Below are 25,889 nucleotides of genomic sequence, written 5' to 3'. Positions count from 1 at the left end.
GCATGGATTCACTGCGCACAGGCGCTGGTGACCAACTTTCGACGAACGACTGCGCCGGACGACGACGTCGTCTCCTCGACGCAGGACAGCACGGTCACCGACTCGTCGGAGCCGGAATAGGTGGAGCGGAAGGTAAAGAGCAAGGTCCGCTCGCCCTGCGAACGATAGTCCGTTCCCTTTCGCACGAGCGGCCGAAGCCGTCCCGCGACGAAGGCGTACTCCGTTGTCCAGTTGTTGGCGGCACTCGAGTGGAAGCAGGCGCCCACGAGCCGCTTTCTCGATCGATCCACACGCAGGCAGGCGACTTCGCCGAGGGCCTCGTGCAGCTTGAAAGTGCTTGCCGCCGGATCGTAGAGATAGACGTGTCGATTGATCTGAACGTTGCCGACGGAGGCCAGAACGCTGAAGTCCGGCCAACCATCGAAGTTGTAGTCATCCACGACGACAGCATCACTGTCTGCCACGGCCACAGCCTGCCGGATCGCTCCGGGTCGACGCAGCCATGAACGCAGCTCCTCCTCCTCGACGCCTGTCGAGACATCGTCATCGAAGACCCCCTGTGCTCCCGGCGCGCGCACGACGCGCACCCGCAGGTTTCCCGATGCCGAACCCGGACTCGCCTCGAAGCTGAACGGCCCGGCCACCGATCGCCGCGAGCCCTCGGTGCCGGACCCGGCGGGCGGGGATCCGACGGCCAGCGCGAGGAACACGCTGCACAGCGGCAACCATCGCGTCACGGCCGCCTCCGCACGTATCCTTCAGGATCGTAGGTCACGCCACCCGCAGCAGTCTGGAATGCCGGGCGATCATCCAGCACCATGAGTGCATTGACGAACGCGGTGGACCGGTCGACGAAACCATTGAATCCGAGATTGGGATTCTGAATGGCCGCAGGCAGGTTCACCGACGCGGCGGCGCGGCGGAAACCGGCATTGAAATACCACACGCGCGTGGTGCCGCCGATCTGCACCGCTCTTCTCTCGTTGACGGCGTTCGCGTCGGCATACTCGTTGGAGCTGCTCTTGGGTCCGCTCGGCCAGATCCAGTACGCCGCGGCGCTGTGTGCGGCGTCGTGCGCATTCGTCGCGACCTGGTCGCGCCAGGCAAGCTCCTGCGGCCCCGCCGGAATCGCCGGCACACGACCACGGAACTTGAAGTATCGATAGTAGTTGTTGTTGCCGTTGTTCAAGTTCCCATTCGGGTTCGTCAGTTGCAGGAATCCGCGTCCATACCATCCATTGTGCAGATTGGGCGTGGCGCCCCCGCTCTCGCGCATGTCCGCCCACCAGCGCGTCTCCTGAGTCGCGTTGCCGAAGAACGCCGCTCGACGTTGCGGACCTTCGATGACGAACTTGCGCAGCGCCTTGTTCAATTCGACGCCATAGGTGGCCATCGTGGTCCGGGCCGGGCCGAGTGCCGGCTGTTCCCAGTGGTGGTTGGCACCGGACTGCCGGATGATGTTCACCGGAATGAGCTGCAATTGCTCGTTGACGCTCATCCATCCGCAGCGCCTGAACCATCGCACGAATTCCCGCGGCTGGAAGTGCCAGTGCGCCTCCGGAAGACCCATTCCCCCCGGCCAGAAGGCGAGCGCACCGATGTGGGCCCGCAGTGCCGCGAATTCCTCATCGGACAGCGGTTGCGGATTCTCGACGGTGCGGGTTCTCAACCAGCCCCATCGCGGCTCGACGGTGGCGGCATTCCATTCGGTGGCGGTCTTGCAGATGGTCCGGGCAAGGCGGGGCGCAACGTCCACGTCGGACAAGCGCGACATGGCCTCGGCGGGGTCGACTTGCCCGTCACCCGAGGCATCGAGCCAGCCTCGGACCGTCGTCGAGTCGCAGCGACTGTCGCGATCCGCGCTGTCGTCCACCAGCGTCCAGCGCTTCCAGTGCGGGAAATCCGCATCGCTGAACTTTCGGATGCCCGGGGCATTGAGGTTCACCCAGCCGACGCCGCCGCCGTCGTGACGAACCTGGCGCCAATGCGGCAGGTCTGCCGGATTCAGGGCGTCGGGCCCCATCACCCGCCCGAATCGAAGCATCTCGACCACCGCACTCGGAGCGGGCCGCCCGTTGGCGGGATAGGCATCCCGAATGGCCATGGCACTGCTGTACAGGCCGTATTCGGCATCCCGTTCCTGCAATGCAGCACCGATCGTGCTGCCATCCAGGCGCTGCGTCGTGAACCAGGCGTCTCCGAGACCTCCGCCGGCGCCGAGGCGGCTGCCACCCGCATGGCGCATGCCGATGATCAGCACCTCGGTGCTGATATGCGCCGGCTGCAGCGGCTGTGGCGCCGGCTGAGGCTGGCCCGCGGGCGTCGGCGGCTGCACCATCGCCTGGGCGAATTGCGGCAGCGGACGATCGGCGAACACCGGCGTTCCGGCCGGCAGCAGGAAGTACATCTCGCCGTAGACCGCGTCGGTGCGGCCGTCGGCTGCGGTCGGCAGATCGCCCGCCGCGCGCCCGACGAGCTTGCGCAGGTTGTCGTCGTCGCAGACGATTTCGAAGTGGATCTGCGGGTCGGTTCCGCCACTGATCTGTCCTGCCTGGCCGATGACGTCCTTGCGATAGATCGCATTGCGTCCAGCCGCATCGGAAACCCGTGCATCGATTTCGCGCAGGTGCATGTAGATCGAGAAGTAGCGGACGCTGGCGTTGGCTCCTTCGCCGATTTCGGTGTCGTGCCGGATGACGACGACGCCATCGTCGGTCCAACCGCCGCCATAGGCGAGTGGATGCCCCTCCGGCAGCGGCCCGGGCGGCAACGGCGTCGGCAGGCGCCGGTAGACGACCGTGCCGTCGGCGATCGCCCGCACCGGCTCGTGCGTGGTTCCGTCGCCCGGCGCGCTCAGATGCATGCCCCCATGCCATCCGAGGTTGAAGCTGAGCGGAAACGCCCCGTCGCCCGGCTGACCGCCCGGCATGCATCGCTCCAGCCACTGGTCGTCGGTTTCGTTGGCGTTGCGCGGCAGCAGGAAGGGGGGACTGATGATCATCGAAGGGCTTGCGCGGAGGGCTCGGCGCCCGAGCGGTCTGCTATTTGGAGAACGGGTAGCGGCTCTTGAACGCGAGCGGTGCCTTGGGCATGCGCGGCAACTGATACGACACCGAGCTCGGCCCCACAAAACTCTTGTGCCCCGCCAGCACCGTGATCGTCCCCGGGCACTGCACGACGATGTTCCCTCCCTCGATCGTGATGTTGGCGCCGCCGGCGACCGACAGGCTGATCTTCTTCGCCGCCGCGAAATGAACGTGTGCGCGCTCGGACTCGACCAGCACGTCCTGGTGCGCGGCGAGCTGCAAACGATCCGATTGCGCCTGGATCTCGATGTCCTTCTTGGCCGCGATCAGAGTCAGCCCCTTGCCGGCGGCTTCCTTGCCCGGCCCGACCGCACCGGCGAGCATGCCGATGGCTTGCCCGGTGTGCAGGCGGGCGTTGCCGCCCGCGGCCCAGTGCGTGTCCTGCCCGCTCATCGTGGCAATGATTTCGCCGGCGCTCATCTGCAGGTCCTGGCCCGCGGTGACCGCGAGCCCGGCCTTCGCGGCAATCGCGATCACCGGGTCGGTGGTGTGGGGCAGCTTGCCGTCGCCCGCGGCGATGTTCTTCGCTGCGGCATCGGCGCTGGCGCGTTCCAGCGCCTGCGGATCGACCATGCCCGAGAGGATCTTGCGCAATGCCGCCAGCGGCGCGGCCTGGTCGTCGACCAGGCTCTTGCCCGATGCCTGGCTGCCGATGTGAGCGGCCATCTGCACCGTCTGGTGCAGCTTCGCCGCCTTGCTCATCGTCTCGCCGCATTGCTCCAGCTGCCTGGCCAGCGCGATCGCCGCGGCCAGGTCGCCGGCCGGCTGCGGCAGCGCTTCGCCGTACGTGCTGAGCGCGACGCCCGCACCGCCGCGGATCGCGCCGTAGGCATCGCTGCGCAATTCGAAGCCTGAGCCGCGGAAGCTGCCGCGGTGGTTGTCGGCCTGGTGGATCAGGTGGCCGAGGTTCAACTGCGTGGCGTGCTGCGTCGTCGCGAGCTGCACGCGCAGCTGGCTGTTGCTGTCGTCGAAGACGAGCTGGTTGAAGCCGATCGCGCCGAACTCCTGCGTCTTCCAGCCCGACAAGGCGGCGGCGTTGCGCTGGCCGCCGTCTGGAGTCGCATCGCCGGCGCTGGCGCCGTGCCACGCGGGACCGTGGCCGCCCGACAGGTTGCCTTGCGCGCTCGGCCGGTGGTCGCTGGACTGCGCGAAGACCGCGCTGTCCGACGCACCCGGCTTGCCGCCCGGCGTCAACGGCACGCCCGCCTCGCCGCGGCCGTCGTACAGCGCGCCGATCACCAGCGGCCGGTCGATGTCGCCGTCGACGAAGTCGACCAGCACCTGCTGGCCGATGCGCGGGATGAACTGCAGGCCCATGCCGGCGCCGGCGTGGCGCTGAAGCACGCGCACCCAGGTGCTCGAATCGCTGGTGTCGGGGCCCTGACCCGGTTGCCTCTGGAAGTCGTGGCAGATGCGGATGCGGCCCAGCGCATCCATGTGGATCTCGTGGCCCGCGGGGCCGACGACGGTGGCAACCAGCGGACCGTCGACGGTGGGCTTGGGATTCAGGCGCCGGCCGGTGTCATCGGCGAGCAGCGGCCGCCACGGCACGCCGGCGCGGATCGCCTCGAAGGCGTTGCCATAGCCTGAAGCCGCCGCCTGCTGCTTCACCTCGTCGGGCACCCAGTCGGCCAGCAGCCCGGCGCCGCCTTCGCCCAGCGCCTTGACGATCTGCGCGTTGCCGTCCTTGGGCAGGTTGTTGATGCCGGCGTGGATCGTGTCGAGCAGCAGGAAGCGCTTGCCGGCGCCGGCGTCGCCAGCGAGAGCGGCCAGCACGTCGAGCGCGGATTCGGTCAGCGTGAAGTGCGTGCCGGGGCTGAACGAGCGCACCGTGCCGCGGCCGAGCCAGGTCTTGTGGCGCGCTTCGTGGGCTTGTTGCACCAGCACCTGGGCCCGCTCGGCTTGGGGCGCCGTGGCGAAGGCGTAGGCACCCGCGGCGTCGAAGGCCTCGAGCCGCGGCGCATTGTCGCCGCCGACGCTGCCCAGCGTCGGCACGCTGGCAGCCACGACCCGCTTGCCCTTGTAATCCCAGGCCATGGCAGTGGCCTGCGCCACCGGCAGTTGCCGCAGCGCGCCGAGCGCCTGGATCGTGTCCTGGTCCTCGACCTGCGCATCGCGGTGGAAGCGGATGCCCTGGCCACCGAGTGCGCTTTCGCTGCAGCGATCCTCCGGGCAGGCCGCCGGGTCGACCGAGTCGGCCAGGATCACCAGCGTCTGGCCGTCCGGCGCCGCGTCGTCGAATTCGAAGCGGTAGACCAGGCCCTCCTCGGCCAGCAGCCGCTGCACGAACTGCAGATCGGTCTCGCGGTACTGCACGCAGTAGCTGCGCAGCCCGCCGCTGCCGGCGAAGGCGCTGGCCGCGAGGTGGGCGTCGACACAAGCGGCCCAGCGCCACGATGCGCGCGCGGCATAACGCGCGAAGACGCTCTCGACGATCTCGACCAGCGTCTTCTCCTGCCAGACCTGGCTGCGCCGGCTGTGCGCCAGCAGCGCGAGCCAGGGCTCGATCACCAGTCGATAACGCGCAAAACCGCCGTCGGATTCCTCGGCCCGGGCCTCGGTGACGAGGCCCGAGCGCAGCAGCTCGCCGCCGTCGGACAGCGTGGTGCGCAGGTCGAGGCGGCGGCCGAGCATGTCGTCGAGGTCGAGATCGGCGCGCAGGGCGAGCGCGCTCAACTCCATGCGCCACGGCGTGTTCAGTGCCTCGCGCTGGCACCAGGCTTCGACCAGCAGTTCCGCAAGCGCTCCATCACCCTTCAGGTGATAGAGACGCCGCGTGGTGTCGAAGCCGCTGGACATCAGGTCCATCACGGCGGCGAAGGCCTGGTTCATCTGGACGAACTTCCCCCGGGGTTTGCGGGACGAGCGGTGTGCGTCCGGCCGGGGCGGATTCTAGAAACCGCGCGGGCGCCCAGCCGGCTGCGCTGGCCGACAAGCTTGGGGGTTGCGCCCGCGGCGCGATGCACTCGCGTGGGCGCAACTCGTGACAGGTTGTTGCCGGTTGATCGAGAACCCCGCACCCGGCGCATCGCCAACGCCTCACGAGCCGTCCGGTGATCGCCGTTCCAAGGCGGCGTTTTCAACATCAAAGCCACGCAATCTGCAACCGGCGGTATCCACGTCAACCAATGGTTAGCGAACCCTCAAGCCTTTTCGCCGGCCGGTCGAAAACCGGATCACACGCCGAGCTGGCGTTGACATCAGCGAGGGAGGTGCTTCATGCACCGCAGGCAATTCGGGCTCGCCGCACTGGCGGGCGTTTCGACCGGGTTGGGCTTCAGCGGCATCGCCGCCGCAGCACCCGAGGCGCGGACCCTCAAGTTCGGCCAGTCGGCGTCGCTGTCCGGCGGCCAGGCCAGCTACGGCAAGGACGTGCGCGACGGCATCGCCGCCGCCTTCGCTGCCGCCAATGCCAACGCCGCCAGCACCGGCCTGCGCTTCGAGCTGCAGACGCTGGACGATGGCGGCGTGCGCAGCCGCTGCCTGCAGAACGTGCTGAACCTGACCGAGTCGGGCGCGGCCGCGATCATCGGCCTGACCAGCGGCGCCGGCGCCGAGGCCTGCCTGCCGGTGATCGAGGATGCGCAGATCGCGCTGCTCGGCACCGCCAGCGGCAACATGGGCATCCGCTCGCCGAAGGCCGGCGCCGCCTACCACGTGCGCGCCGGCTACGACGCCGAGTACATGCGCATGGTCAGCTACGCGAAGGACTTCGGCCTGACGCGCGTGGCCATCGTGACGCTGGCCGACACCTCGCAGGCCAACCTGCAGGCGATGACGCTGGCGCTGGCGACGATGAACGTGAAGCCGGCCCTGTCGCTGACGATCGACCGCAACGCCACCTCGTTCGAGGGCCCGGCCAACGAGCTGCTCGCCGCGCGCCCCGATTGCGTGCTGTTCACCGCCAACGCCGCGCCGATCGCGAAGATCATCGACCACATGCACCGGGCCAAGTTCCCGGGGCTGTTCTATGCCACGTCCTTTGCGGGTCAGGACCTGATCGACGCGCTGACCGCCAAGCGCCAGAGCTGCGTGATGAGCATGGTCGTGCCGCGGCCGACCGCCATGGGCGTCAGCGTCGTCGCGCAATGCCAGCGCGACATCGCGCAGGTGGCCGGCGCGCGCATGGGCATCACCACGCTCGAGGGTTACATCGCCGGCCGCACCGCCGTGCAGGCGTCGCTGGCCGCGCACAAGAGCGGCAGCATCGGCCGCAGCCGCCTCCGCGAGGTGATCGCCGGCCTGCGCGCCGACTTGGGCGGCTACCGCGTCGAGTTCGCCGGCACGCCGCACGGCTCGCGCTACGTCGACCTGATCGCGGTCGACCGTTACGGCCGGCTGGTCGGTTGAAGCAGGAGGCCGCGATGACGATGTTTCGACGTTCGCTGCTGGCAGGCCTGGGCGGTGTCACCGGCCTGGCGGCCCTCGGTCCGCTGCACGCGGCCACCCTCACGGGCAGCGGCGGCGGCGCCGTCGTGCGGCTGGGCCAATCGGCGTCGCTGTCCGGCGGACAGCAGCGCTACGGCCAGGACGTGCGCGCCGGCATCCTCGCCGCGCTGCAGGCCGCCAACCGCGCCGAGAGCCAGCGCGACGGCCCGCGCGCGCTGCAGTTCGAGTTGCAGACGCTCGACGACGGCGGCGTGCGCGACCGCGGCGTCGCCAACGTCAAGCAGCTGATCGACGACGGCGCGGCGGCGCTGGTCGGCCTGACCAGCGGCGCGATCGCCGAGGCCGCGCTCCCGCTGGTGCAGAACGCGCAGATTCCGCTGCTCGGCACCGCCAGCGGCAACATGGGCATCCGCCTTGCGTCGGCGGCCGGCATCTCGCACGTGCGCGCCGGCTACGACACCGAATACCGCCGCATGGTCGCCTACGTGCGCGACTTCGGCATGAAGCGCGTCGGCTACGTGCACCTGCAGGACACCTCGAAGGCCAATCTCGAGGCGATGCAGCAGGCACTGCAGGCCGCGCGCGTGCAGCCGGCGGTGACGGTGGGCGTCGACCGCAATGCCAAGAGCTTCGCGCCGCAGGTGCAGCAACTGGCCGCGGCGAAGCTCGACGGCCTGATGTTCACGACCAATGCCGGGCCGATCCTGCGCATGGTCGAGGAGCTGTCGGCGGCCGGCTTCAACGGCATGTGCTTCGCATCGTCGTTCGCCGGCCAGGAACTGGTCGACGGCATCGCGCTGGCCGGCCGCAGCATCGTGATGAGCCTGGTCGTGCCGCGGCCCAATGCGCTCGGACTGGCGGTCGTCAACCAATGCCGGCAGGACCTCGCGGCCTTCGGCGGCGGCGCCAAGCTCGGCATCACGACGCTCGAGGGCTACATCGCCGGCCGCGTCGCGGTGGACGCCGCGCGCGCCGCGCAGCGCGGCGGCAAGCCGACGCGCGCGTCGATGCGCGATGCGCTGGCCCGGCTGCAGACCGACCTCGGCGGCTACCGCGTCAACTTCGGCGCCGAGCACGGCATGCACGGATCGCAGTACGTCGACATGGTGGTGATCAACCGCCACGGTCACATCGTCGGTTAGAGAGACTCCGGAGGGAGGACCCCATGACCCCCAGCAAGCGCCCCTTGCGGCGAGGCGCAGCCGCGCTGTTGCTCGCTGCTTCCGCACTGAGCCCCGCAATCGCGCCGGCGAACCCGGCCGCAGCGGCACCCGACGAAGCGATGACGCAGCGCGTGCGCCAGATCGCGCAGCGGCTGGCCGACGAATTCGCCGCGCGCTGCCCGCTGGCCGAGCCCGGTGACGAGGCCGCGCTGAACGGCTGCCGCCAGGCGCTCTTCGGCGACTCGGCGCTGCGCGAGCAGCTCACCGGCGCCAGCCCCGAGGCGCGTGTGCTGTGGGGCCGCCAGCGCGATCCCAAGATCCGCCTGGCCGACGCCTCGCTGACGCAGTTCGCGCCCGATGCGCTGACCGGCATGTACCTGCCGCTGTTCATGTTCAACGGCGAGCACAGCGTCGAATGGGTAGCCGACGAGAAGATGTACCGCATCCGGCTGCGCACGGCGTTCCGCAACCGGCTGCAGCCGGGGCTGTTCCCGTACCCGTTCTGGCACGAGGCCGAGAAGTGGTCGATGTACCAGGCGGCCAACGAGGTGCTGCTGTGGTGGCAGCCGCTGAAGTCGCGCATCACCGCCGCGCAGTTCACCGTGCACGGAAGCCAGCCGGCGCTGGCGCGCCACGCGCCGGTGCCGGCGCCGACGAACTTCGACGGCCGCTGGATGTGGGCCGATGCGGCCGGCCGCACGCAGCCGAAGATGACGCTGTTCGACGGCCTGTTCGCCGCCGACAACCCGCACCTCGCGAACCTCGACGACGCCTACCGCAAGCTCGCGCTGCGGCTGCGCGAGGGCCAGTGCGATTCGTGCCACGTGCCGAACAACCCGCACAAGAGCAAGCGCCTGGTGCTGCTGCAGACGCCGGCGCACGCCGCGGCCGAGATCTCCCGCGTGCTGAAATCGCTGCGCATCGACCGCATGCCGCTCGACGAGACCGGCATCGAGGCGCCGCTGGACAAGCACGTGAAGCAGGCGCTGCTGGACGACGGCGCGGCCTTCGCGACGCTGGTCGAGGCGGCCAGGCAGTGGGAAGCGCAGACGCGCAATGCCGCCGCGAAGCCGGCGACGCCGGGCGGCCACTGAGATCGCATTCGGGCAGCCGGTGGCCGCGTCTTTCAGACGCTACTGGATCAGCCCGTTCTTCAGCGCGTAGTAGGTCAGGTCGCTGTTCGACGAGAGCTTGAGCTTCTCCATCACCCGCGTGCGGTAGGTGCTCACGGTCTTGATCGACAGCGACATGCTGTCGGCCATGTGGCCGATCGTCTCGCCCTTGGCCAGCCGCAGGAAGACCTGCAGCTCGCGTTCGGACAGCAGCTCGTGCGGCAGCTTGTCCTTGTCGCCGGCCAGGCTGTCGGCCAGCAGCTCGGCCACCGCCGGCGTGATGTAGCGCCGGCCGCGGAAAACGGTGCGGATCGCGGTGACGATCTCCTCCGGATCGCACTCCTTGTTCAGGTAGCCGCTCGCACCCTGCTTCAGCAGCGTCGTCGCGTAGTGGGCTTCCGGAAAGCCGCTCAGGATCAGCACCGGCAGGTCGGGTTCACGCGCCTTGATCGCCGCCAGCGCATCGACGCCGCCGTGATCGGGCATCGACAGGTCCATCACGATCACGTCGACCTCGCCCTGGCGCACCAGGTCGAGCGCCTCGCGGCCGTTGGCGGCTTCGCCGGTGACGCGCAGGTCGACCTGCTCGGACAAGTACTGGCGCAGGCCGGCGCGAACGATCGCGTGGTCGTCGACGATGGCGATCCGGATCATTGCGGTCTCCTGGGCTCGAGGGGTGCAGGACAGTCTAGGCCAGCGGCCGCGCAAAGCGCGTAGGCCGCTTCCTACAGCGCGGCACCGATGCCGCCGACAGCATCAAGCGGTGTGTGCCTGCCGGCCGTGTGGGGAGGCCTGCCTACAGTCGAGTCCATCGTGGCACCGCTCGCTGCGACACCACCCAGGAGACCGAGATGCTGCATTACGCCATCGTCTTTTTCGTCATCGCGCTGATTGCGGCGCTGTTCGGCTTCGGTGGCATTGCCGCCGGCGCCGCCGGCATCGCCAAGATCCTGTTCTTCGTCTTCGTGATCATGGCCGTCGCGGCCTTCGTGATGGGCCTGGTCCGCAAGACCTGACGCGCCGGTCGAAGAACCGGCACCCCAAGCAACCACCTACAGGAACAACCGCCATGACCATCAGCAAGACCGCACTGTCCACCGGCACGATGGACGAATTGGCTTCCGGCGCCGCCAAGGGCGCCGACGAGGCCATCGGCAGCACCCGGCGCGTCGCCAACGAGGCGCTCGACTCGCTGCAGTCGAACGTCGATCGCCTGCGCGAATCGGTGCCCAACGCCTTCAAGACGGCTGCGGCCCAGGTCGAGGAGCTGACCCGCCGTGGCATGGATCGCGCGCGTGAAGCCAGCGTCGGCGTGCGCGACCGCGCGCACCAGGCCGGCGACAAGACCGTCGGCTACATCAAGGACGAGCCGGTCAAGTCGGTGCTGATCGCCGCGGCGACCGGCGCCGCCGTGGCGCTGCTCGTCGGCTGGGCGATGCGGCGCCGCTCGCACTGAGCGCTTGAATCCGTGGCCGCGGCCGTGCGCCGCCGCGGTTCACCGGGGTTCCTACCGAGGCGCACTGCCCGGGTCCCCTGCGGGGCGGGCACCCAGAACGCGCGGCCGAGTTCCGGTCGCGCGTTCGCACGAGCAACGAACGAACATGACGAGGGGCACCATGGTCCATCCGATGTTGAAGTTGCTGGCGACGCAGCCAGAGCTCCTGGCCGAGCACGTTGCCGCCTATGCCGAGCTGGCCTCGGCCGAAGCCTCCGAAGCGGCGCAGGGGCTGCGCCAGCGCACGCTGCTGGGCGGCCTGGCGGCGCTGCTGGCGCTGCTGGGGCTGATATTCAGCGGCGTCGCGGCCCTGCTGCTCGCGGCCCTGCCGTTGCGCGAGATGCCGCTGCCCTGGGTGCTGCTGGCCGTGCCGGCCGTGCCGCTGATCGCCGCGCTGGGCTGCTGGCTGCGGATGCGCACAAAGCCCTCGACGCCGAAGTTCGTGCAGCTGCGCCAGCAGGTCGCGGCCGACACGGCCTTGCTGCGCGAAGCGCTGGCGACGTGAGGCGGCAATGAGCGACGACCTCATCGTTGCGCCCGCCGAGCGCGTCTCGAGCGCACTGGTCCGCCTGGCTGCGTCGCGCGCACGCCTCGCCACCGCGCTGCTGCCCCCGCATGACGATTCACCCGGCCTGCTGGACCACGACGCGTGGCTGCCACGCCGGCTGCGCGCGCTGTGGCGCAGCCTGCGCCGCAAGCTGCGCATGGCGCCGCTGGCCGGCATGGCGCTGGGCGGCGTCGAGTCCTGGTGGCACGACCTGCCGTGGCGCGAGCCGACCGTCGCGGTCGCCGAGGAGCTGCGCGCCGCGGCGCTGCCGCTGGTGCGCCGCCATCCGATCGCCACCGTCGCCATCGCCGCCGGCATGGGCGCCGCGCTGGTGGCCCTCGCGCCGTGGCGCTGGGCCTTCCTGCGCCGCCGTGCGCGCGCGCTGCCGCGTTGGGCCGGCCGTTCGCTGATGGCACAGCTGTCGCGCCCATCGACGCAGGCCATGATTGCGGGCTTCCTGATGACGATGGTGAGTCGCGTCAACGATCGCGAGCGCGCGCCGGCGGCCGCGCCCGTGACCCCGCCTGCCCCCGTCCCCGCGCCCGCGCCGCAGACCACCGCCGCGGCGCCGATGCCGCCCCCCGCGCCGCCGCCACGGCCGGTCGCGGCAATGCCCGCCGTGTCGATCGAGACCGAGCCTGAGCTCGAGCTGACGGTCGACGACGTGTCGGCATCGTCCGACAGCCAAACCCGCCCGGCACCGATACGGGCGCTCGATCGCGCCACCTAGGCTGTCCATGGATTCGACGCGGCTAGTCCGCTCGCTTCCCGTCCAGTGCCGAAAGGCGCAACCCCAACCCAGGGGGCCCTACATCCCTCGACGAAAGAGCACTCACCATGACACACCTTCTCCCCATCCACGCCACGAAACTGCTGGCCGTCACCGCCGCTGCGCTTGCCCTGGTCGCCTGCAACAAGCAGGACGATCAGCGCACGGTCGGCCAGCAGATCGACTCGACGATCGCCAAGGCCGAGCAGAAGACCGAGCAGGCCAAGGCCGAGGTCAAGCAGGAGAGCGCCGAGGCCAAGGCGAACATCGAGGCGGCTGCCGACAAGGCCGCCCAGAAGGTCGAGAACGCCGGCGCAGTCGTTGCCGACAAGGTCGCCGATGCGAGCATCACGGCCAGCGTCAACGCCGCACTGGCACGCGACCCGTCGCTGAGCGCGCTGCGCATCGACGTCGACACCGCCAACGGCGCCGTGTCGCTGAAGGGCACCGCACCGACGACGGCGGCGCGCGAGCGCGCCACGCAGCTCGCCAGCGCCGTCAAGGGCGTCACGAGCGTCGACAACCGGCTCGAAGTGCGCGGCTGATCGCCGCTGCCACTGCTGCAACCGCGCCGGCCGATGGCATGCTCCATCGCGCCGGCGTCTGGTTCACGGCGCACGCCGCAGGCGCGCGCCTGAGCCTGGAGTTCTTCGGCGAGCTGCTGCTCGCCAGCGGCCGCTGGCTGCGCGGCCGCGGCCCCCGCCACATGCGCTGGCGCGACCTGGTCTGGCAACTCGACCAGTCCGGGCCGCGCAGCGTGCCTATCGTCTCGCTGGTCAGCGGACTGATCGGCGTGATCCTCGCGTACATGGGGGCGGTGCAGCTGCAGCGCTTCGGCGCGCAGGCCTTCATCGCCGACCTGGTCACGATCGGCGCGGTGCGCGAAGTCGCCGCGCTGATGACCGGCGTGATCCTCTCCGGCCGCATCGGCGCGGCATTTGCTGCACAGCTGGGCAGCATGCAAGCCAACGAAGAAATCGATGCGCTGCGCGCGCTCGGCGTCGACCCGATGCAGCACCTGGTGCTGCCGCGCGTTCTGGCGCTCGCGCTGGTCGCGCCGCTGCTGACCGCGTACGCCGCGGTCGTCGCGATGCTCGCCGGCTGGGCGGTGGCAGTCGGCATCTTCGATGTCGCGCCGACCGAATACCTGCACAAGAGCATCAAGGCGCTCGAGATGCGCCACGTGCTCGTCGGCCTCGGCAAGGGCACGGTGTATGCCGTGCTGGTCGGGCTGGCCGGCTGCCGCCAGGGCCTGCATGCCGGGCGCAGCGCGCAGGCGGTCGGCGCGGCGGTCACCACCTCGGTGGTGCAGGCGATCGTCTGGATCGTGATCGCGGCGTCGCTGTTGACCGTCGCGTTGCAGCGGCTGGGCTGGTGATGGACGCTGCGCCGACTCTCGTGCGCGTCGAAGGCCTGACGATGGCCTACGGCGACAAGCTGATCCAGCGCGACCTGACGTTCGACGTGCGCCGCGGCGAGGTGCTGGCGATCATCGGCGGCAGCGGCTGCGGCAAGAGCACGCTGCTGCGCCACCTGATCGGCCTGCTGGCGCCGGCGGCGGGCACGGTGCGCTACATCGACGCCGACGGCGAGCAGGACCTGCTCGGCGCCCCGCCCGAGCGCGAGGCGCTGCTGCGCCGCCGCTTCGGCGTGATGTTCCAGGCCGGCGCGCTGTGGAGCTCGATGACCGTCGGCGAGAACGTCATGCTGCCGCTCGAGCTCTTCGCCGATGACGCCCAAAAGACGCAGGACCGCGCCGCCCGCGCACGCGAGTGCCTGGCGCTGGTCGGCCTGGCCGAGCAGTTCGATGCCGAGCCGTCGGCCTTGTCCGGCGGGCAGAAGAAACGCGCGGCGATCGCCCGCGCGCTGGCGCTCGACCCGCCGCTGCTGTACCTCGACGAGCCTTCCGCCGGGCTCGATCCGCTGACCTCCGCGCTGCTCGACGAGCTGATCGTCAACCTGCGCGACGAGCACCAGCGCAGCGTCGTGCTCGTCAGCCACGAGCTCGAGAGCATCTTCGCCGTCGCCGACCGCGCGCTGTTCCTGGATGCCGAGCGCAAGACGATGACCGCCCTCGATGCACCGCAGACGCTGCTCGAGTCGGGGCCCGAGGAGGTCAAGCGCTTCCTCCGGCGCACGCATCCGGCCGAGAAGCGCGAGGAGGTGGCGGCATGAGCTCGAAGAAGGGTAGCGCCACCTTGATCGGCGCCTTCGTGATCGGCGGCATCGTGCTGGTGATCGCCGGCGTGATCGCCGCCGGCGGCGGCGGCTTCTTCACCCGCAAGGAACGCGCGGTGATGCACTTCAGCGGGTCGATCTACGGCCTGCAGGTCGGCGCGCCGGTGGTCTTTCGAGGCGTGCGGCTGGGCAGCGTGACCTCGATCGGCCTCGACTACGACGCCAAGGCCGACAACTTCTGGATCCCGGTCGTCGCCGAGATCGAGCCGGAGATCATCCGCGGTCTCGACCAGAACGGCGCCGCCGCGGCCAGCGGCGCGCGGCCGGCGGCGCCGCGCGGCAGCCAGACCATTTCGTCGCTGGTCGCGCGCGGCCTGCGCGCGCAACTGTCGTTGCAGAGCCTGCTGACCGGCCAGCTCTACGTCGATCTCGACCTGCGGCCGCAACGCCCTGCCAATCTGCGCGGCGGCATGCGCGGCGCGACCGAGATCCCGACCACCGCGACCGCGATCCAGGCGCTCAAGGGCCAGCTCGAAGGCATGGACCTGCGCCAGCTGCTCGACGACGTGTCGGCGATCGCCGCGTCGGCGCGTTCGGTGGTCGCCGGGCCGCAGCTGAAACTGGCGCTGGACAACGTCGTCGACATCACCGCCAGCGTCAAGCGCATCACCGGCCGGCTCGACCAGCGCATCGCGCCGATGGCCGAATCCGCCGAAGCCGCGCTGGCCGAGACGCGGCGCGCGCTCGGCCTGGTCGGCGGCGCGGCCGAGCGCGTCGGCAATACCGCCGATCGCATCAGGGGCACGTCGGATCGCGTGGGCGCGCTGGTCGCCGAGGACTCGCCCCTGATGCGCGACCTGCACCGCGCGGCCGCCGAGCTCGCCCGCACCGCCGCCGCGCTGCGCCAGCACGCCGGCGAGGACGGGGCGCTGGTGCAGGACGCCGGGCGCGCGCTGCACGACATGTCGCGCGCCGCGCGCGCGGTGCGCGAGCTGGCCGAGATGCTCGAACGCAACCCGCAGTCGCTGCTGCGCGGGCGCCGCGGCGAAGGCCGCAATATCAGCGACGACGACAGTGCTGCGCCCAGCGTGGCGCTCGGCGCGTCGCGCCCGTCCTGAGGAGGTCACCGCCGATGAAACCGCCCACCCCCCTGCTGCTCGCCGCGACCGTCGGCCTGGCCCTGTGCGGCTGCACCAGCCGGCCGGCGGCGCCGAATGTCATGTACCGGCTGCCGGTCAGCGCGCCGGTCGACGTCGGCCCGGTCAGCGTGCCCTCGGGCTGGACCTGGCAGCTGATGGGGCCGGTGCACCTGCCCGACTACCTGGACCGCGACGCGGTGCTGCTGCCGCAGGGCAGCGCCGGCCTGCGCCCGCTGACGGGCCACCGCTGGGCCGAGCCGCTGCACGAGGCGGTACCGCGCCTGCTGCGCCACGACCTGGCATCGCTGCTCGGTGCCGACCGCGTCTGGAGCAATCCGCTGCCGCCGGGCATCGTGATCACGCGCCAGGTGCGGGTCGAGCTGCTGGCCTTCGAAGCGACGCCCGACCGCCGCACGGTGCGCCTGCGCGCACGCTGGACCATCGTCGATCCGCGTGGGCAGCAGGCGCCCAAGGTCGAGCAGGCCGACATCTCGGTGGCCAGCGCCGGCCCGGAGGCCGAACAGCTGGTCGATGCGCACCGGCTGGCCTTGTGGCGCCTGGCGGAACGCGTGGCGGGCGTGCCGGCGAGCTGATCGCGGGCCCCGAGATTGCTCCCGATGTAGGACAGGGCCCACAGGCCCTCGCGCACGCGTCCGAACGACTGGGAGGCGCCGCTTCCGTAGAGTGAATCCCAACGAACCAACAACATCGGGAACGCACCATGAAACGCCTGCCCCTCGTGCTCTACGCCCTGGTCGCGACGGCTTCGCTGGCGTTTGCCAGCCTGCAGCCCCCGCATGTGGCCGACATCGAAGCCGGGAGCGTCAAGCTGGCTGCGGTGGCGGTCGACGCTCTGGAGCCGGTGTCGCGCTGACCCGGCAGGCATCCTCCCCCGGCGCGCTGCGGCGCGCCCTCGGCGCCTCTTCCATCGAACTTACGAACCGCGCGAATGCCGTGAACAACACCTTTCCTCACAATCCCTTGATCACCCCCAATCGCATGCTGCGTGAGCACGCCGCCGGGCTGCGGCGCCACCTGCAGCATTGCCGCGCCGCCCAGGGGCGGTGGTTCTCCGCCGCCCTCGTCGCCGAACGCGTGCACCGGCAGATGGCGCCCCGCTTCGTGACCACCGTGGCCGCCGCCGTGCTGCTGTTGTCCGCGGCCTGCGGCTGGATCTAGCGCGGGCGATCAATTGACTGCGACCGGGTCGCCGCCGGCGCTCCCAGCGGGGCTGGACGACCTCGGCCTGCTGTCGACCCAGGCCGGGCGCCTCGAACCGCCGATCCGTTCGGTGCTGTTCGGCCTGGCGCGCTTCGAGCAGCATGGCCGCAGCCTCGCCCGCACGCACGAGGTGGTGCGGGGCTCGGCCGCCGGCGCCGGCTTCTTCCCGCGGCTCGAAGACAACATCGCGGTGCTGCGGCGCGCCCGCGCACTGCTCGAACGCCACGCCCGCGAAGGCCACCACCTCGGGCCTGCGGCGCTCTGGCTGCTGGACAACGCCGCGCTGATCGACGAGCAGCTGCACGCGATCCGGCGCGGCCTGCCGCGTAACTTCTTCCGCCTGCTGCCGCGCCTGCGCGACGAGCCGCTGCCCGGGCTGCCGCGGGTCTACGGCGTCGCCTGGGCCTGGGTCGCGCACACTGATGCGGGTTTCGACGCCGAGCTGCTCGAGGCCTATCTGCGCGCCTACCAGTCCGAGCGCGCGCTGACCCTGGCCGAGCTGTGGGCGCTGCCGACGACCTTGCGCGTCGTGCTGGTCGAGAACCTGCGCCGGCTGGCCGAGCGCAGCGCGACGCTGCAGGCCGCGCGGGACGCCGCGCACCAATGGGTCGACCAGCCGGACACCGCGCGCAACACGCTGCAGCTGGAGCGGCTGGAGCGGCTGGCCTCGGCACGTGGCGTGGCCGATGCCTTCCTGCTGACGATCGAGCAGCGCCGCGACGAGCTGCCGCCTTCGCAGTGCCGCGAGCTCACCGCCTGGCTCGCGCTGCGGCTGCACGACCCGGCCGGCGCGCTGTCGCGCCAGCAGAGCGAAGCCACCGAGGACCAGCAGAGCATCCGCAACGCGATCACCACGCTGCGCCATGTCGACCGGCTCGACTGGCGTGGCCTGTTCGCCCGCACCAGCACGGTGATGCAGATCCTGCAGTCGGCGCCGGTGCATGCGGCCGAGCGCGAGGACACGCAGGACGAAACGCTGCACGCCGTCGAGCGCCTGGCGCGCGAATCGGGCTTGTCCGAAACCGCGGTCGCCAAGACCCTGCTCGAGCTGACCCAACGCACGAAAGACGCGGCCGACCCCGGCGCGGCGCCGATGCACTGGTGGGGCGGTGCCGGCGAGCACGATCTGCGCGCCGGCCTGGGCCTGAAGCCGCGCTGGTGGCCGCGCCGCGGCAGCCGCGCGTTCCGGCGCCTGGCCACCGCGGTCTACCTGCCGGGCCTGGCGCTGCTGGCGATCGCCATCACCGCCGGATTGCTGGTGCAGCTGGCGCCGCCGGCGGCGTCCGGCTGGCTGCTGCTGGCGACCGCGCTGCTGCTGCTCGGCCCGATCGGCGAGGCGGTGGTCGCGCTGACCAATCGGCTGATCAGCGAATCGGTGCAGCCGCAGAAGCTGCCGCGGCTGGCGTTCGCCGGCGGCATTCCGGCCGAAGAACGCGTGCTGGTGGTGATCCCCTCGCTGCTGAGCAGCGAACGCGCAGCGGCCGCGCTGGTCGCGCAGCTCGAGCAGCACTACCTCGCCAATCCCGAGGCCGAGGCCCAGTTCGCGCTGCTGACCGACTGGGCCGATGCCGATGAAGCGAGCCTGCCGACCGACGCCTCGCAGCTCGAAGCCGCGCAGCGGGCCATCGAGGCGCTGAACCGGCGCCACCCGGCGCCCGACGGCGCACCGCTGCGCTTCCTGCTGCTGCACCGCACACGCCAGTGGAGCGAGTGCGAGCAGCGCTGCATCGGCTGGGAACGCAAGCGCGGCAAGCTCGAGCAGCTGGTGCGTGCGCTGGCCGAGCCGGACTTCCGGCCCTTCGTGCCGCTCGGTGCGCTGTCGCTGCCGGCGGCCGGCGTGCAGCACGTGGTCACGCTCGACAGCGACACCGTGCTGCCGCCGGGCCGGCTGCGCGCGCTGGTCGGCGTCGCCGCGCATCCGCTGAACCGGCCGCGCATCGACATGCGCACGCGGCGCGTCGTCGCCGGCTACGGCATCCTGCAGCCGCACGTCGTCACGCCGCTGCCGGCGCCCGGCTTCGTCACGGCCTACCACACGATCTTCAGCGGCCAGTGCGGTATCGACCCCTACAGCGCCGCCAGCTCCGAGGTCTACCAGGACGTCTTCGGCGAAGGCAGCTTCACCGGCAAGGGCCTGCTGAACGTGCAGGCGCTGCGCTGGACGCTGCTCGGCCGGCTGCCCGAGAACCAGGTGCTGAGCCACGACCTGCTCGAAGGCTGCATCGCGCGCTGCGCGGGGCTGAGCGACGTCACGGTGGTCGAGGATGCGCCGGTGCATGCCGACGCGGCAGCGGCACGCCTGCACCGCTGGACCCGTGGCGATTGGCAGTTGTTGCCGTTCCTGCGCTCGGCCGGCGAGATCGACATGCCGCTGATCAGCCGCTGGAAGATGATCGACAACCTGCGCCGCTCGCTGGTCGTGCCGCAGAGCCTGGCGCTGGTGCTGCTGGTGCTGGCCAGCGGCGTGCTGCCGCTGGGCTGGACGCTGGGTATCGTCGCCGCGGCCTTCGGCGCCGGGCCGCTGCTCGGTGCGCTGGCCGGGCTGGCGCCGAGCCGCGACGACATCGCGCTGAAGCTCTTCTACTATCGCGCCGGCGCCGACGTCGTGCGCGTCGCCGGCATCGTCGGCTGGCACCTCGCGCAGCTGCTGCAGCTGGGCATGATGTACGCCGATGCGATCGGCCGCGCGCTGTGGCGCCAGTGGGTCAGCCGGCGCCACCTGCTGCAGTGGACCACCGCCGCCGATGCGCAGGCGGCGGCACGCACGCGGCTGGACCCGCTGCTGCAGGCGCATGCGCGCGAGCCGCTGGCCGCGGCGCTGCTGCTGCTGGGCCTGGCGCTGCTGCACCTGGCCGGCGCGCCGGTGCAGTGGCCGGCCGCCTGTGCGCTGCTCGGATTGTGGGCCGCGTCGCCGCTGTGGACCTGGCTCGCCAGCCGGCCGCGGCCGCCGCACGAGGCGCTGCAACCGGAGGAGCGGCAATACCTGCAGGGGCTGGCGCGTGACAGCTGGCGCTTCTACGAGCGCCACGTCGGCGTCGAGGACAACCACCTGCCGCCGGACAACGTGCAGATGGTGCCGACCCAGATGGTCGCCCACCGCACCTCGCCGACCAACATCGGGCTGTACCTGCTGGCAACCGCCTGCGTGCGCACGCTCGGCTTCATCGGCACGGTCGAGATGGCCGAGCGGATCGATGCGACGCTGAACACGCTGGAGCGGCTGCCGCGCCACCGCGGCCACTTCTACAACTGGATCGACAGCCGCACGCTCGCCGTGCTGCCGCCGGCCTACGTCTCGGCGGTCGACAGCGGCAACTGCTCGGCGCACCTGCTGGCGGTGGCGCGGGCCTGCGAAGAAGCTGCCGCCGCGCCCGACAACAGCGCCGCGCTGCGCACCGCTCTGCGCGGCTCGGCGCAGCGCGCGACCGCGCTGCAGCCGGTGCTGGCCGGCTCGCCGATGCTGCGCGCGGTGGCGGCGCTGGGCGCCGATGCGCGCGACTGGCCGATCGACGAGGCCAGCGCGCAGGCCGTGCAGGCGCAGGTGCGGCAGGCGCGCGCCGAGCTCGATCAACTGCGCCTCGGCGACGCCGACGGCGCCGTCAACGATTCGATGTGGCGGCTGCACGACCATGTGGCGTCGCTCGAATCGGCCTTGCGTGACCTGCTGGTGGCCGACAGCGCTGCGTTGCGCGCGCAGCTGCTGGCGCTGGCCGAGCGGGCGCGCACCCTCGCGCTGGCGCCGGACTACGCGATGCTGTTCGATCCGCAGCGCAAGCTGCTGCACATCGGCTACCGCGCCGATGCCGGGCAGCTCGACGACAACCACTACGACCTGCTGGCCAGCGAGGCGCGGCTGACCAGCCTGGTGGCGATCGCCAAGGGCGACGTGCCGTCGGCGCATTGGTCGGCGCTCGGGCGGCCGTTCTTCGCCCACGGCACCGAGGTCGGCCTGAAGTCCTGGTCGGGCTCGATGTTCGAGTACCTGATGCCCTCGCTGGTGCTGGACGAACCGGTCGGCAGCGTGCTGCACCAGGTCACGCGCAGCGCGGTCGCCGAGCAGATGGCCGAAGCGCGCGAACGTGGCACGCCGTGGGGCATCTCCGAATCGGCGATCGCCGGCCAGGACCACACGCTGGCCTTCCAGTACGGCCCGCAAGGCGTGCCGCGGCTCGCGCTGCGCCGCACGCCGCACGATGAACGCGTCATTGCGCCCTACGCCACCGCACTCGCGCTGCTGGTGGCGCCGCAGGCGGCGATCGCCAACCTGCAGGCGCTGCAGCAGCTCGGCGCGCGGCGCGCCTTCGGCTTCCTCGAAGCGCTGGACTACACGCCGCAGCGCCAGGCCGCCGGCAGCACGATGGTCGAGGTGGACGCGTACATGGCGCACCACCAGGCGATGGGCCTGATCGCCATCGCCGACGTGCTGACGCGCGGCATCGCGCGCCGCTGGGCGATGAGCGATCCGCACCTGCGCGCGGTCGCGCCGCTGCTGCACGAGCGCGCGCCGCGCGAGGTCGCGGTGCTCGCCGATCCGGCGCCGGTGCCGCCGCCGCGGCGGCCGCGCAGCGCCCACCTGATGCAGGACAGCAAGCCGCTGGACGATGCGCTGCCGGCGACGCAGCTGTTGACCAACGGCCGCCACGCCGTCGCGTTGCGCAGCCACGGCGGCGGCTGGAGCAGCTGGCAGGGCGTCGGCCTGACGCGCTGGCGCGACGACCTGCTGCGACCCGCGCACGGCAGCTTCTTCTTCGTGCAGCGGCGCAGCAAGCCGCTGCATTCGCTGACGGCCCATCCGGCACCCGATCGGGATGCGCGTTATCACTGCCGGATGCAGCCGGACCGCGTCGTCTTCGACACGCAGTGGCCCGACCTGCATTCACGCTGCACCGTCTGGGTCAGCCCGGAGGACGACTGCGAGATGCGCCAGGTCGAGCTGACCAACGCCGGCTCGCAGCCGATCACGCTGACGCTGGCCTGGGCCGCCGAGCCGACGCTGGCGCCGCAGCGCGGCGACGAGGCGCATCCGGCGTTCTCCAACCTGTTCCTGCAGGCGCGCTGGGACGCGGCCGAGCATGCGCTGTACCTGCGCCGCCGCCCGCGCCTGCACGACGAGCCGGTGGTGCAGGCGGTGTTCTTCCTGGCGCTGGCCGAAGGCGCGGTCGAGGGGGTCGAGGCCGCCGCCGACCGCGGCCCGTGGCTCGGCCGCTACGGCCAGGCAGCAGCGCCGCGCGGCACCTTCCCCGGTCGCGTGCTGGCGGAAGCGGACGCGCCCCCCGTGGCCACCGCGACCGCCCCGGCCGGTGACGATGCCGCGGCCGACGCCGCGGCCGATGCGAATCTGCCGCTGCCCGGCGTGCCGCTGGACACCGGGCTCGATCCGCTGGCGATGATCTCGGTGCGGCTGAAGCTCAACCCCGGTGCGACGACGCGGCTGACCTTCTGCGCCGCCGCGTCGCACGACCTGGACCAGCTCGGCGCGCTGGTCGACAAGTACCGCCAGGCCAGCCACCTGCAGCGCGCGTCGAGCATGTCGCACACGATGGCCGGCATCCGGCTGCGCGAGCTCGGCTTCGATGCCGACACCTGGATCGCCGTGCTGCGGCTGAACACCCTGCTGACCGCGCACGGCACGCGCGACCTGCCGGCCGCCCACCGCATCGCCACCGCCGCCGCACCGCGCTGCGATCGCCGCCTGCTTTGGCGGTTAGGCATCTCGGGCGACCGCCCGATCCTGCTGGTCACGATCATCGGCGAGCCGGGCCTTGGCATGGTGCAGAGCCTGAAGAAGGCGCTGCGCCTGTGGACGGCTGCCGGCCTCGGGCTCGACCTGGTGGTCATCAATGCCGAGCCGCCGTCCTACCTGTCGCCGGTGCAGCAGCAGCTGCAGGTGCTGCGCGAGCGTCACCTGGCGCTGCAGGACGAGCACATCCCCGCCGACCGCCGCGCGACGCTGCACGTGCTGAAGGACCAGGAGCTCAGCGCCGACGAGCGCCACACGCTGCTGACGCTGGCGCGGCTGCGCCTGCAGGCCGACGGCCGCACGCTGGCTCAGCAGCTCGACCGCGTGCAGGACGACTACCGCCGCGACCGCCTGCAGCGCAGCACGATCCCGCGCTGGCCGGTGCAGCCGCTGCTGCCGGCACCGTCGGCCGCCGATGCGCCGCCGCCGCCTGTGTCCGCGGCCGCGGCCAGCGGCCTCGCGGCACCCGCCGGCCATCTGCCCGAAGGCCGCTTCGATGCCGAGCATGGGGACTTCACGTTCGGCGTCGAGGCCGCGCGGCACCCGGCGCGGCCCTGGGTCAACGTGCTGGCCAATGCGCAGTTCGGCTGCCAGGTGACCGAGGCCGGCGGCGGCTACACCTGGGCCGGCAACAGCCGCATGCACCAGCTGACCGGCTGGGCCAACGATCCGCTGACCGACCCGGCCGCCGAGTGGCTGCTGCTGCACGACCTCGATCGCGGCCAGGTCTGGCCGCTCGGCCGCGCGCTGGCCGCCGGTGGTGGCGCACGCCAGGTCACGCACGGCATCGGCTTCACGCGCATGCAGCAGTCGATCGACGGGCTGGAGATCACGCTGACCTGGTGCGTCGATGTCGCGCAGGCGGTCAAGCAGGTGCAGGTGCAGGTGCGCGCCAGCGCCGGCAAGCCGCGACGGCTGCGGCTGGTGGCGCTGCTCGAGTGGCAGATGGGCAGTGCGCGGGCGGAGCGGCTGTCGGTCGTGACGCGCAGCGATGCGCTGCAGCTGGGCCCGCAGGGCGCCGGCCTGCCCGAGCCCGAGCCAATGACTGCTCTGCAGGCAACGCAGCTCGATCACCTGGGCGGCTTCGGCAATGCCACCGCCTTCGTCGCGTGGCGGCCGACGCAGCCCGACGATGCCGACCACGAACATTCGGCCGATGGACCGACCGTGCGCCCGCTGGCCGAGGACTGGACCTGCGACCGGCGCGAGTTCTTCGATCCGGCCGGGCGGATGATGCTGCCGGCGCGGCTCGGCCGGCGCGGCGGCACCGGGCTCGACCCCTGCGCCGCGCTCAGCTGCCTGCTGACGCCGCCGTCCGGCGGCGAAGCGCGGCTGACGCTGCTGATCGGCCATGCCGCGCATCCGATGGCCGCGCACGCGCTGCTCGAGGAGGCCTGCGCGGTCGACCCGGCGGAACGCCTGGCGCGCCAGCGCGCTCAATGGCCGGCGCTGCTCGGCGGCATCCGCGTGCGCACGCCGGACCACCGCTTCGACGCGCTGGTCAACCACTGGCTCGGCTACCAGACGCTGGGCTGCCGGATGTGGGCGCGCGCCGGCTACTACCAGGCCAGCGGCGCCTTCGGCTTCCGCGACCAGCTGCAGGACGCGATGGCGCTGGTGACACGGGCGCCCGCGCTGCTGGCGCAGCAGATCCGCGCCTGCGCCGCACGCCAGTTCGCCGCCGGCGACGTGCAGCACTGGTGGCACGAGCCCGGCGGCGCCGGCGTGCGGACGCACTTTTCGGACGATAGGCTGTGGCTGCCGCTGGCGATCGCGCTGTACGTCGAGCGCAGCGGCGACGCCACGCTGCTCGACGTGCGCGCGCCCTTCCTGGTCGGCGGCCAGGTGCCCGAAGGCGCCGAGGACCTGTACGAGACGCCGCAGGTCAGCGCCGACACCGCGAGCCTGTACGAGCACGGCGCCCGCGCCATCGACCGCAGCCTGCAAAGCGGCGCGCACGGCCTGCCCCTCTTCGGCACCGGCGACTGGAACGACGGCATGAACCGCGTCGGCGACCAGGGTCGCGGCGAATCGGTGTGGATGGGCTGGTTCCTGTGCATGGTGATCGAGGCCTTCACGCCGCTGGCCGCCGAGCGCGGCGACGAGACGCGCGTCGCCTCCTGGCGCAGCGCACGCGAAGGCTGGCAGCGCGCGCTCGACGACGCGGGCTGGGACGGCCAGTGGTACCGGCGCGGCTTCTTCGACGACGGCAGCCCGCTCGGCTCGGCGGCGAACAGCGAGTGCCGCATCGACCTGATCGCGCAGGCCTGGGCCGTGCTGAGCGGCGCCGGCGATCCGCAGCGCGCGCAGCAGGCGATGGCGTCGGCGCAGGCGCTGCTGTTCGACGAGCACGCCGGCTTGGCGCGCCTGCTCGACCCGCCGCTGCAGCGAGCGGCGCCGCCGGCGGGCTACATCCAGTCCTACCCGCCGGGCGTGCGCGAGAACGGCGGCCAGTACAACCACGGCGCGGTGTGGGCGTTGATGGCGCTGGCCCGGCTCGGCCAGGCCGAGGCCGCGTGGCAGGTCTTCGCGGGCCTGAGCCCGGCGCATCGCAGCGCCGACCCGGGCCGCGCGGCGGCCTATGCGATCGAACCCTATGTGATGGCCGGCGACGTCTACAGCCAGCCGCCGTATCGCGGCCGCGGCGGCTGGAGCTGGTACACGGGCTCGGCCGGCTGGCTGCTGCGCGCGGCGGTCGAATCGATCTGCGGCGTGGTGCCGGCCAACGGTCGCGTGCGCTTCGCGCCGTGCCTGCCGCCGCACTGGCCCGAGGCCAGCGTCGCGCTGCGCGACGAGGCCGGGCGCTGGCACCGCTTCATCGTCTGCAACGGCGAGGCCGCCTGCAGCGCCGCGCTGGCGCGGGAGCCGCAGGCGCGGCGGATTGCGCTCGACGAGGTCATCGAGCTCGCCACGCTGCCGGCGGCCAGCGTGCACGTGCTGCTGGCGCCGCCGACTGTAGGCCCGGGCCTACAGCAGGAAACGGCCGTCGCTGCTACTGCGCGCTGAGCGCGCGGTTCAACACTGAAAGCTCCTCACGTGCGCTCCAAGGA

19 protein-coding genes are annotated in these 25,889 nt (G+C 71.6%); 15 read left to right on the top strand and 4 right to left on the bottom strand.

The window, feature by feature from the left end:
• Positions 1-8: 8 nt before the first annotated feature.
• From HLB44_RS14260 to HLB44_RS14250, 3 genes are read right to left on the bottom strand one after another with little or no spacing between them, the layout of a single operon-like run.
• Positions 9-737: an XAC2610-related protein gene (locus HLB44_RS14260; protein ID WP_173123545.1), complete on the bottom strand. Its 729-nt coding sequence runs from the start codon at positions 735-737 to the stop codon at positions 9-11.
• Positions 734-3,001: a M23 family metallopeptidase gene (locus tag HLB44_RS14255; RefSeq protein WP_173123543.1), complete on the bottom strand. Its 2,268-nt coding sequence runs from the start codon at positions 2,999-3,001 to the stop codon at positions 734-736. The genes HLB44_RS14260 and HLB44_RS14255 overlap by 4 nt, the downstream gene beginning before the upstream one ends.
• 40 nt (positions 3,002-3,041) lie before the next feature.
• Positions 3,042-5,918: a type VI secretion system Vgr family protein gene (locus HLB44_RS14250; protein WP_246312257.1), complete on the bottom strand. Its 2,877-nt coding sequence runs from the start codon at positions 5,916-5,918 to the stop codon at positions 3,042-3,044.
• A gap of 387 nt (positions 5,919-6,305) precedes the next feature.
• On the opposite strand from HLB44_RS14250, the gene HLB44_RS14245 reads away from it, so the two are divergent.
• Genes HLB44_RS14245 through HLB44_RS14235 form a run of 3 tightly spaced genes read left to right on the top strand, consistent with a single transcriptional unit; the run spans position 6,306 to position 9,732 of the window.
• Complete coding sequence (locus tag HLB44_RS14245) at positions 6,306-7,436, top strand: ABC transporter substrate-binding protein (RefSeq protein ID WP_173123541.1); 1,131 nt, start codon at positions 6,306-6,308, stop codon at positions 7,434-7,436.
• A 14-nt stretch (positions 7,437-7,450) separates the two neighbouring features.
• Positions 7,451-8,617 carry an ABC transporter substrate-binding protein gene (locus HLB44_RS14240; protein ID WP_173123539.1) on the top strand — a complete coding sequence of 389 codons (1,167 nt, stop codon included), beginning with the start codon at positions 7,451-7,453 and terminating at the stop codon, positions 8,615-8,617.
• 23 nt (positions 8,618-8,640) lie between these two features.
• Positions 8,641-9,732: a hypothetical protein gene (locus HLB44_RS14235; RefSeq protein WP_173123537.1), complete on the top strand. Its 1,092-nt coding sequence runs from the start codon at positions 8,641-8,643 to the stop codon at positions 9,730-9,732.
• Between the two features lie 39 nt (positions 9,733-9,771).
• Here the strand turns inward: HLB44_RS14235 and HLB44_RS14230 are convergent, their stop codons facing one another.
• Positions 9,772-10,404, bottom strand: a complete 633-nt coding sequence (locus HLB44_RS14230) for a response regulator (RefSeq protein WP_173123535.1) — start codon at positions 10,402-10,404, stop codon at positions 9,772-9,774.
• A 197-nt stretch (positions 10,405-10,601) separates the two neighbouring features.
• On the opposite strand from HLB44_RS14230, the gene HLB44_RS14225 reads away from it, so the two are divergent.
• The 12 genes from HLB44_RS14225 (at position 10,602) to HLB44_RS14170 (ending at position 25,845) form a co-directional block, all read left to right on the top strand.
• The gene (locus HLB44_RS14225) at positions 10,602-10,766 is read left to right on the top strand and encodes a DUF1328 domain-containing protein (protein ID WP_173123533.1); all 165 of its coding nucleotides are present in this window, start codon (positions 10,602-10,604) and stop codon (positions 10,764-10,766) included.
• Positions 10,767-10,819: 53 nt separating this feature from the next.
• Positions 10,820-11,206, top strand: coding sequence for a hypothetical protein (locus HLB44_RS14220; RefSeq protein ID WP_173123531.1), 387 nt, complete (start codon positions 10,820-10,822; stop codon positions 11,204-11,206).
• Between the two features lie 160 nt (positions 11,207-11,366).
• The gene (locus HLB44_RS14215) at positions 11,367-11,750 is read left to right on the top strand and encodes a phage holin family protein (protein WP_173123529.1); all 384 of its coding nucleotides are present in this window, start codon (positions 11,367-11,369) and stop codon (positions 11,748-11,750) included.
• 7 nt (positions 11,751-11,757) lie between these two features.
• Positions 11,758-12,522 (top strand): hypothetical protein, encoded by a 765-nt coding sequence (locus tag HLB44_RS14210; protein WP_173123527.1) that lies wholly within the window; start codon positions 11,758-11,760, stop codon positions 12,520-12,522.
• A gap of 107 nt (positions 12,523-12,629) precedes the next feature.
• Positions 12,630-13,106: a BON domain-containing protein gene (locus tag HLB44_RS14205; protein ID WP_173123525.1), complete on the top strand. Its 477-nt coding sequence runs from the start codon at positions 12,630-12,632 to the stop codon at positions 13,104-13,106.
• Between the two features lie 38 nt (positions 13,107-13,144).
• The gene (locus HLB44_RS14200; protein WP_173123523.1) at positions 13,145-13,939 is read left to right on the top strand and encodes an MlaE family ABC transporter permease; all 795 of its coding nucleotides are present in this window, start codon (positions 13,145-13,147) and stop codon (positions 13,937-13,939) included.
• Entirely contained in the window at positions 13,939-14,736 is a 798-nt protein-coding gene (locus HLB44_RS14195; RefSeq protein WP_173123521.1) for an ABC transporter ATP-binding protein, read from the top strand. Before HLB44_RS14200 ends, HLB44_RS14195 begins: the two co-directional genes overlap by 1 nt.
• Complete coding sequence (locus HLB44_RS14190) at positions 14,733-15,857, top strand: MlaD family protein (RefSeq protein ID WP_173123519.1); 1,125 nt, start codon at positions 14,733-14,735, stop codon at positions 15,855-15,857. The genes HLB44_RS14195 and HLB44_RS14190 overlap by 4 nt, the downstream gene beginning before the upstream one ends.
• 14 nt (positions 15,858-15,871) lie before the next feature.
• The gene (locus tag HLB44_RS14185) at positions 15,872-16,471 is read left to right on the top strand and encodes a PqiC family protein (RefSeq protein ID WP_173123517.1); all 600 of its coding nucleotides are present in this window, start codon (positions 15,872-15,874) and stop codon (positions 16,469-16,471) included.
• Between the two features lie 128 nt (positions 16,472-16,599).
• Positions 16,600-16,752, top strand: coding sequence for a hypothetical protein (locus HLB44_RS14180; protein WP_173123515.1), 153 nt, complete (start codon positions 16,600-16,602; stop codon positions 16,750-16,752).
• Between the two features lie 107 nt (positions 16,753-16,859).
• Positions 16,860-17,057: a hypothetical protein gene (locus HLB44_RS14175; RefSeq protein ID WP_173123513.1), complete on the top strand. Its 198-nt coding sequence runs from the start codon at positions 16,860-16,862 to the stop codon at positions 17,055-17,057.
• A gap of 13 nt (positions 17,058-17,070) precedes the next feature.
• A complete protein-coding gene (locus tag HLB44_RS14170) occupies positions 17,071-25,845 on the top strand; it encodes a GH36-type glycosyl hydrolase domain-containing protein (protein ID WP_173123511.1) in 8,775 nt (2,924 codons plus the stop codon).
• Positions 25,846-25,889: the final 44 nt, after the last annotated feature.

Source organism: Pseudaquabacterium terrae, assembly GCF_013266755.1.
Lineage (GTDB): Bacteria > Pseudomonadota > Gammaproteobacteria > Burkholderiales > Burkholderiaceae_C > Pseudaquabacterium > Pseudaquabacterium terrae.
Note: the sequence above shows the minus strand (reverse complement) of the source record. Positions and strands in the feature narration are given on the sequence as shown.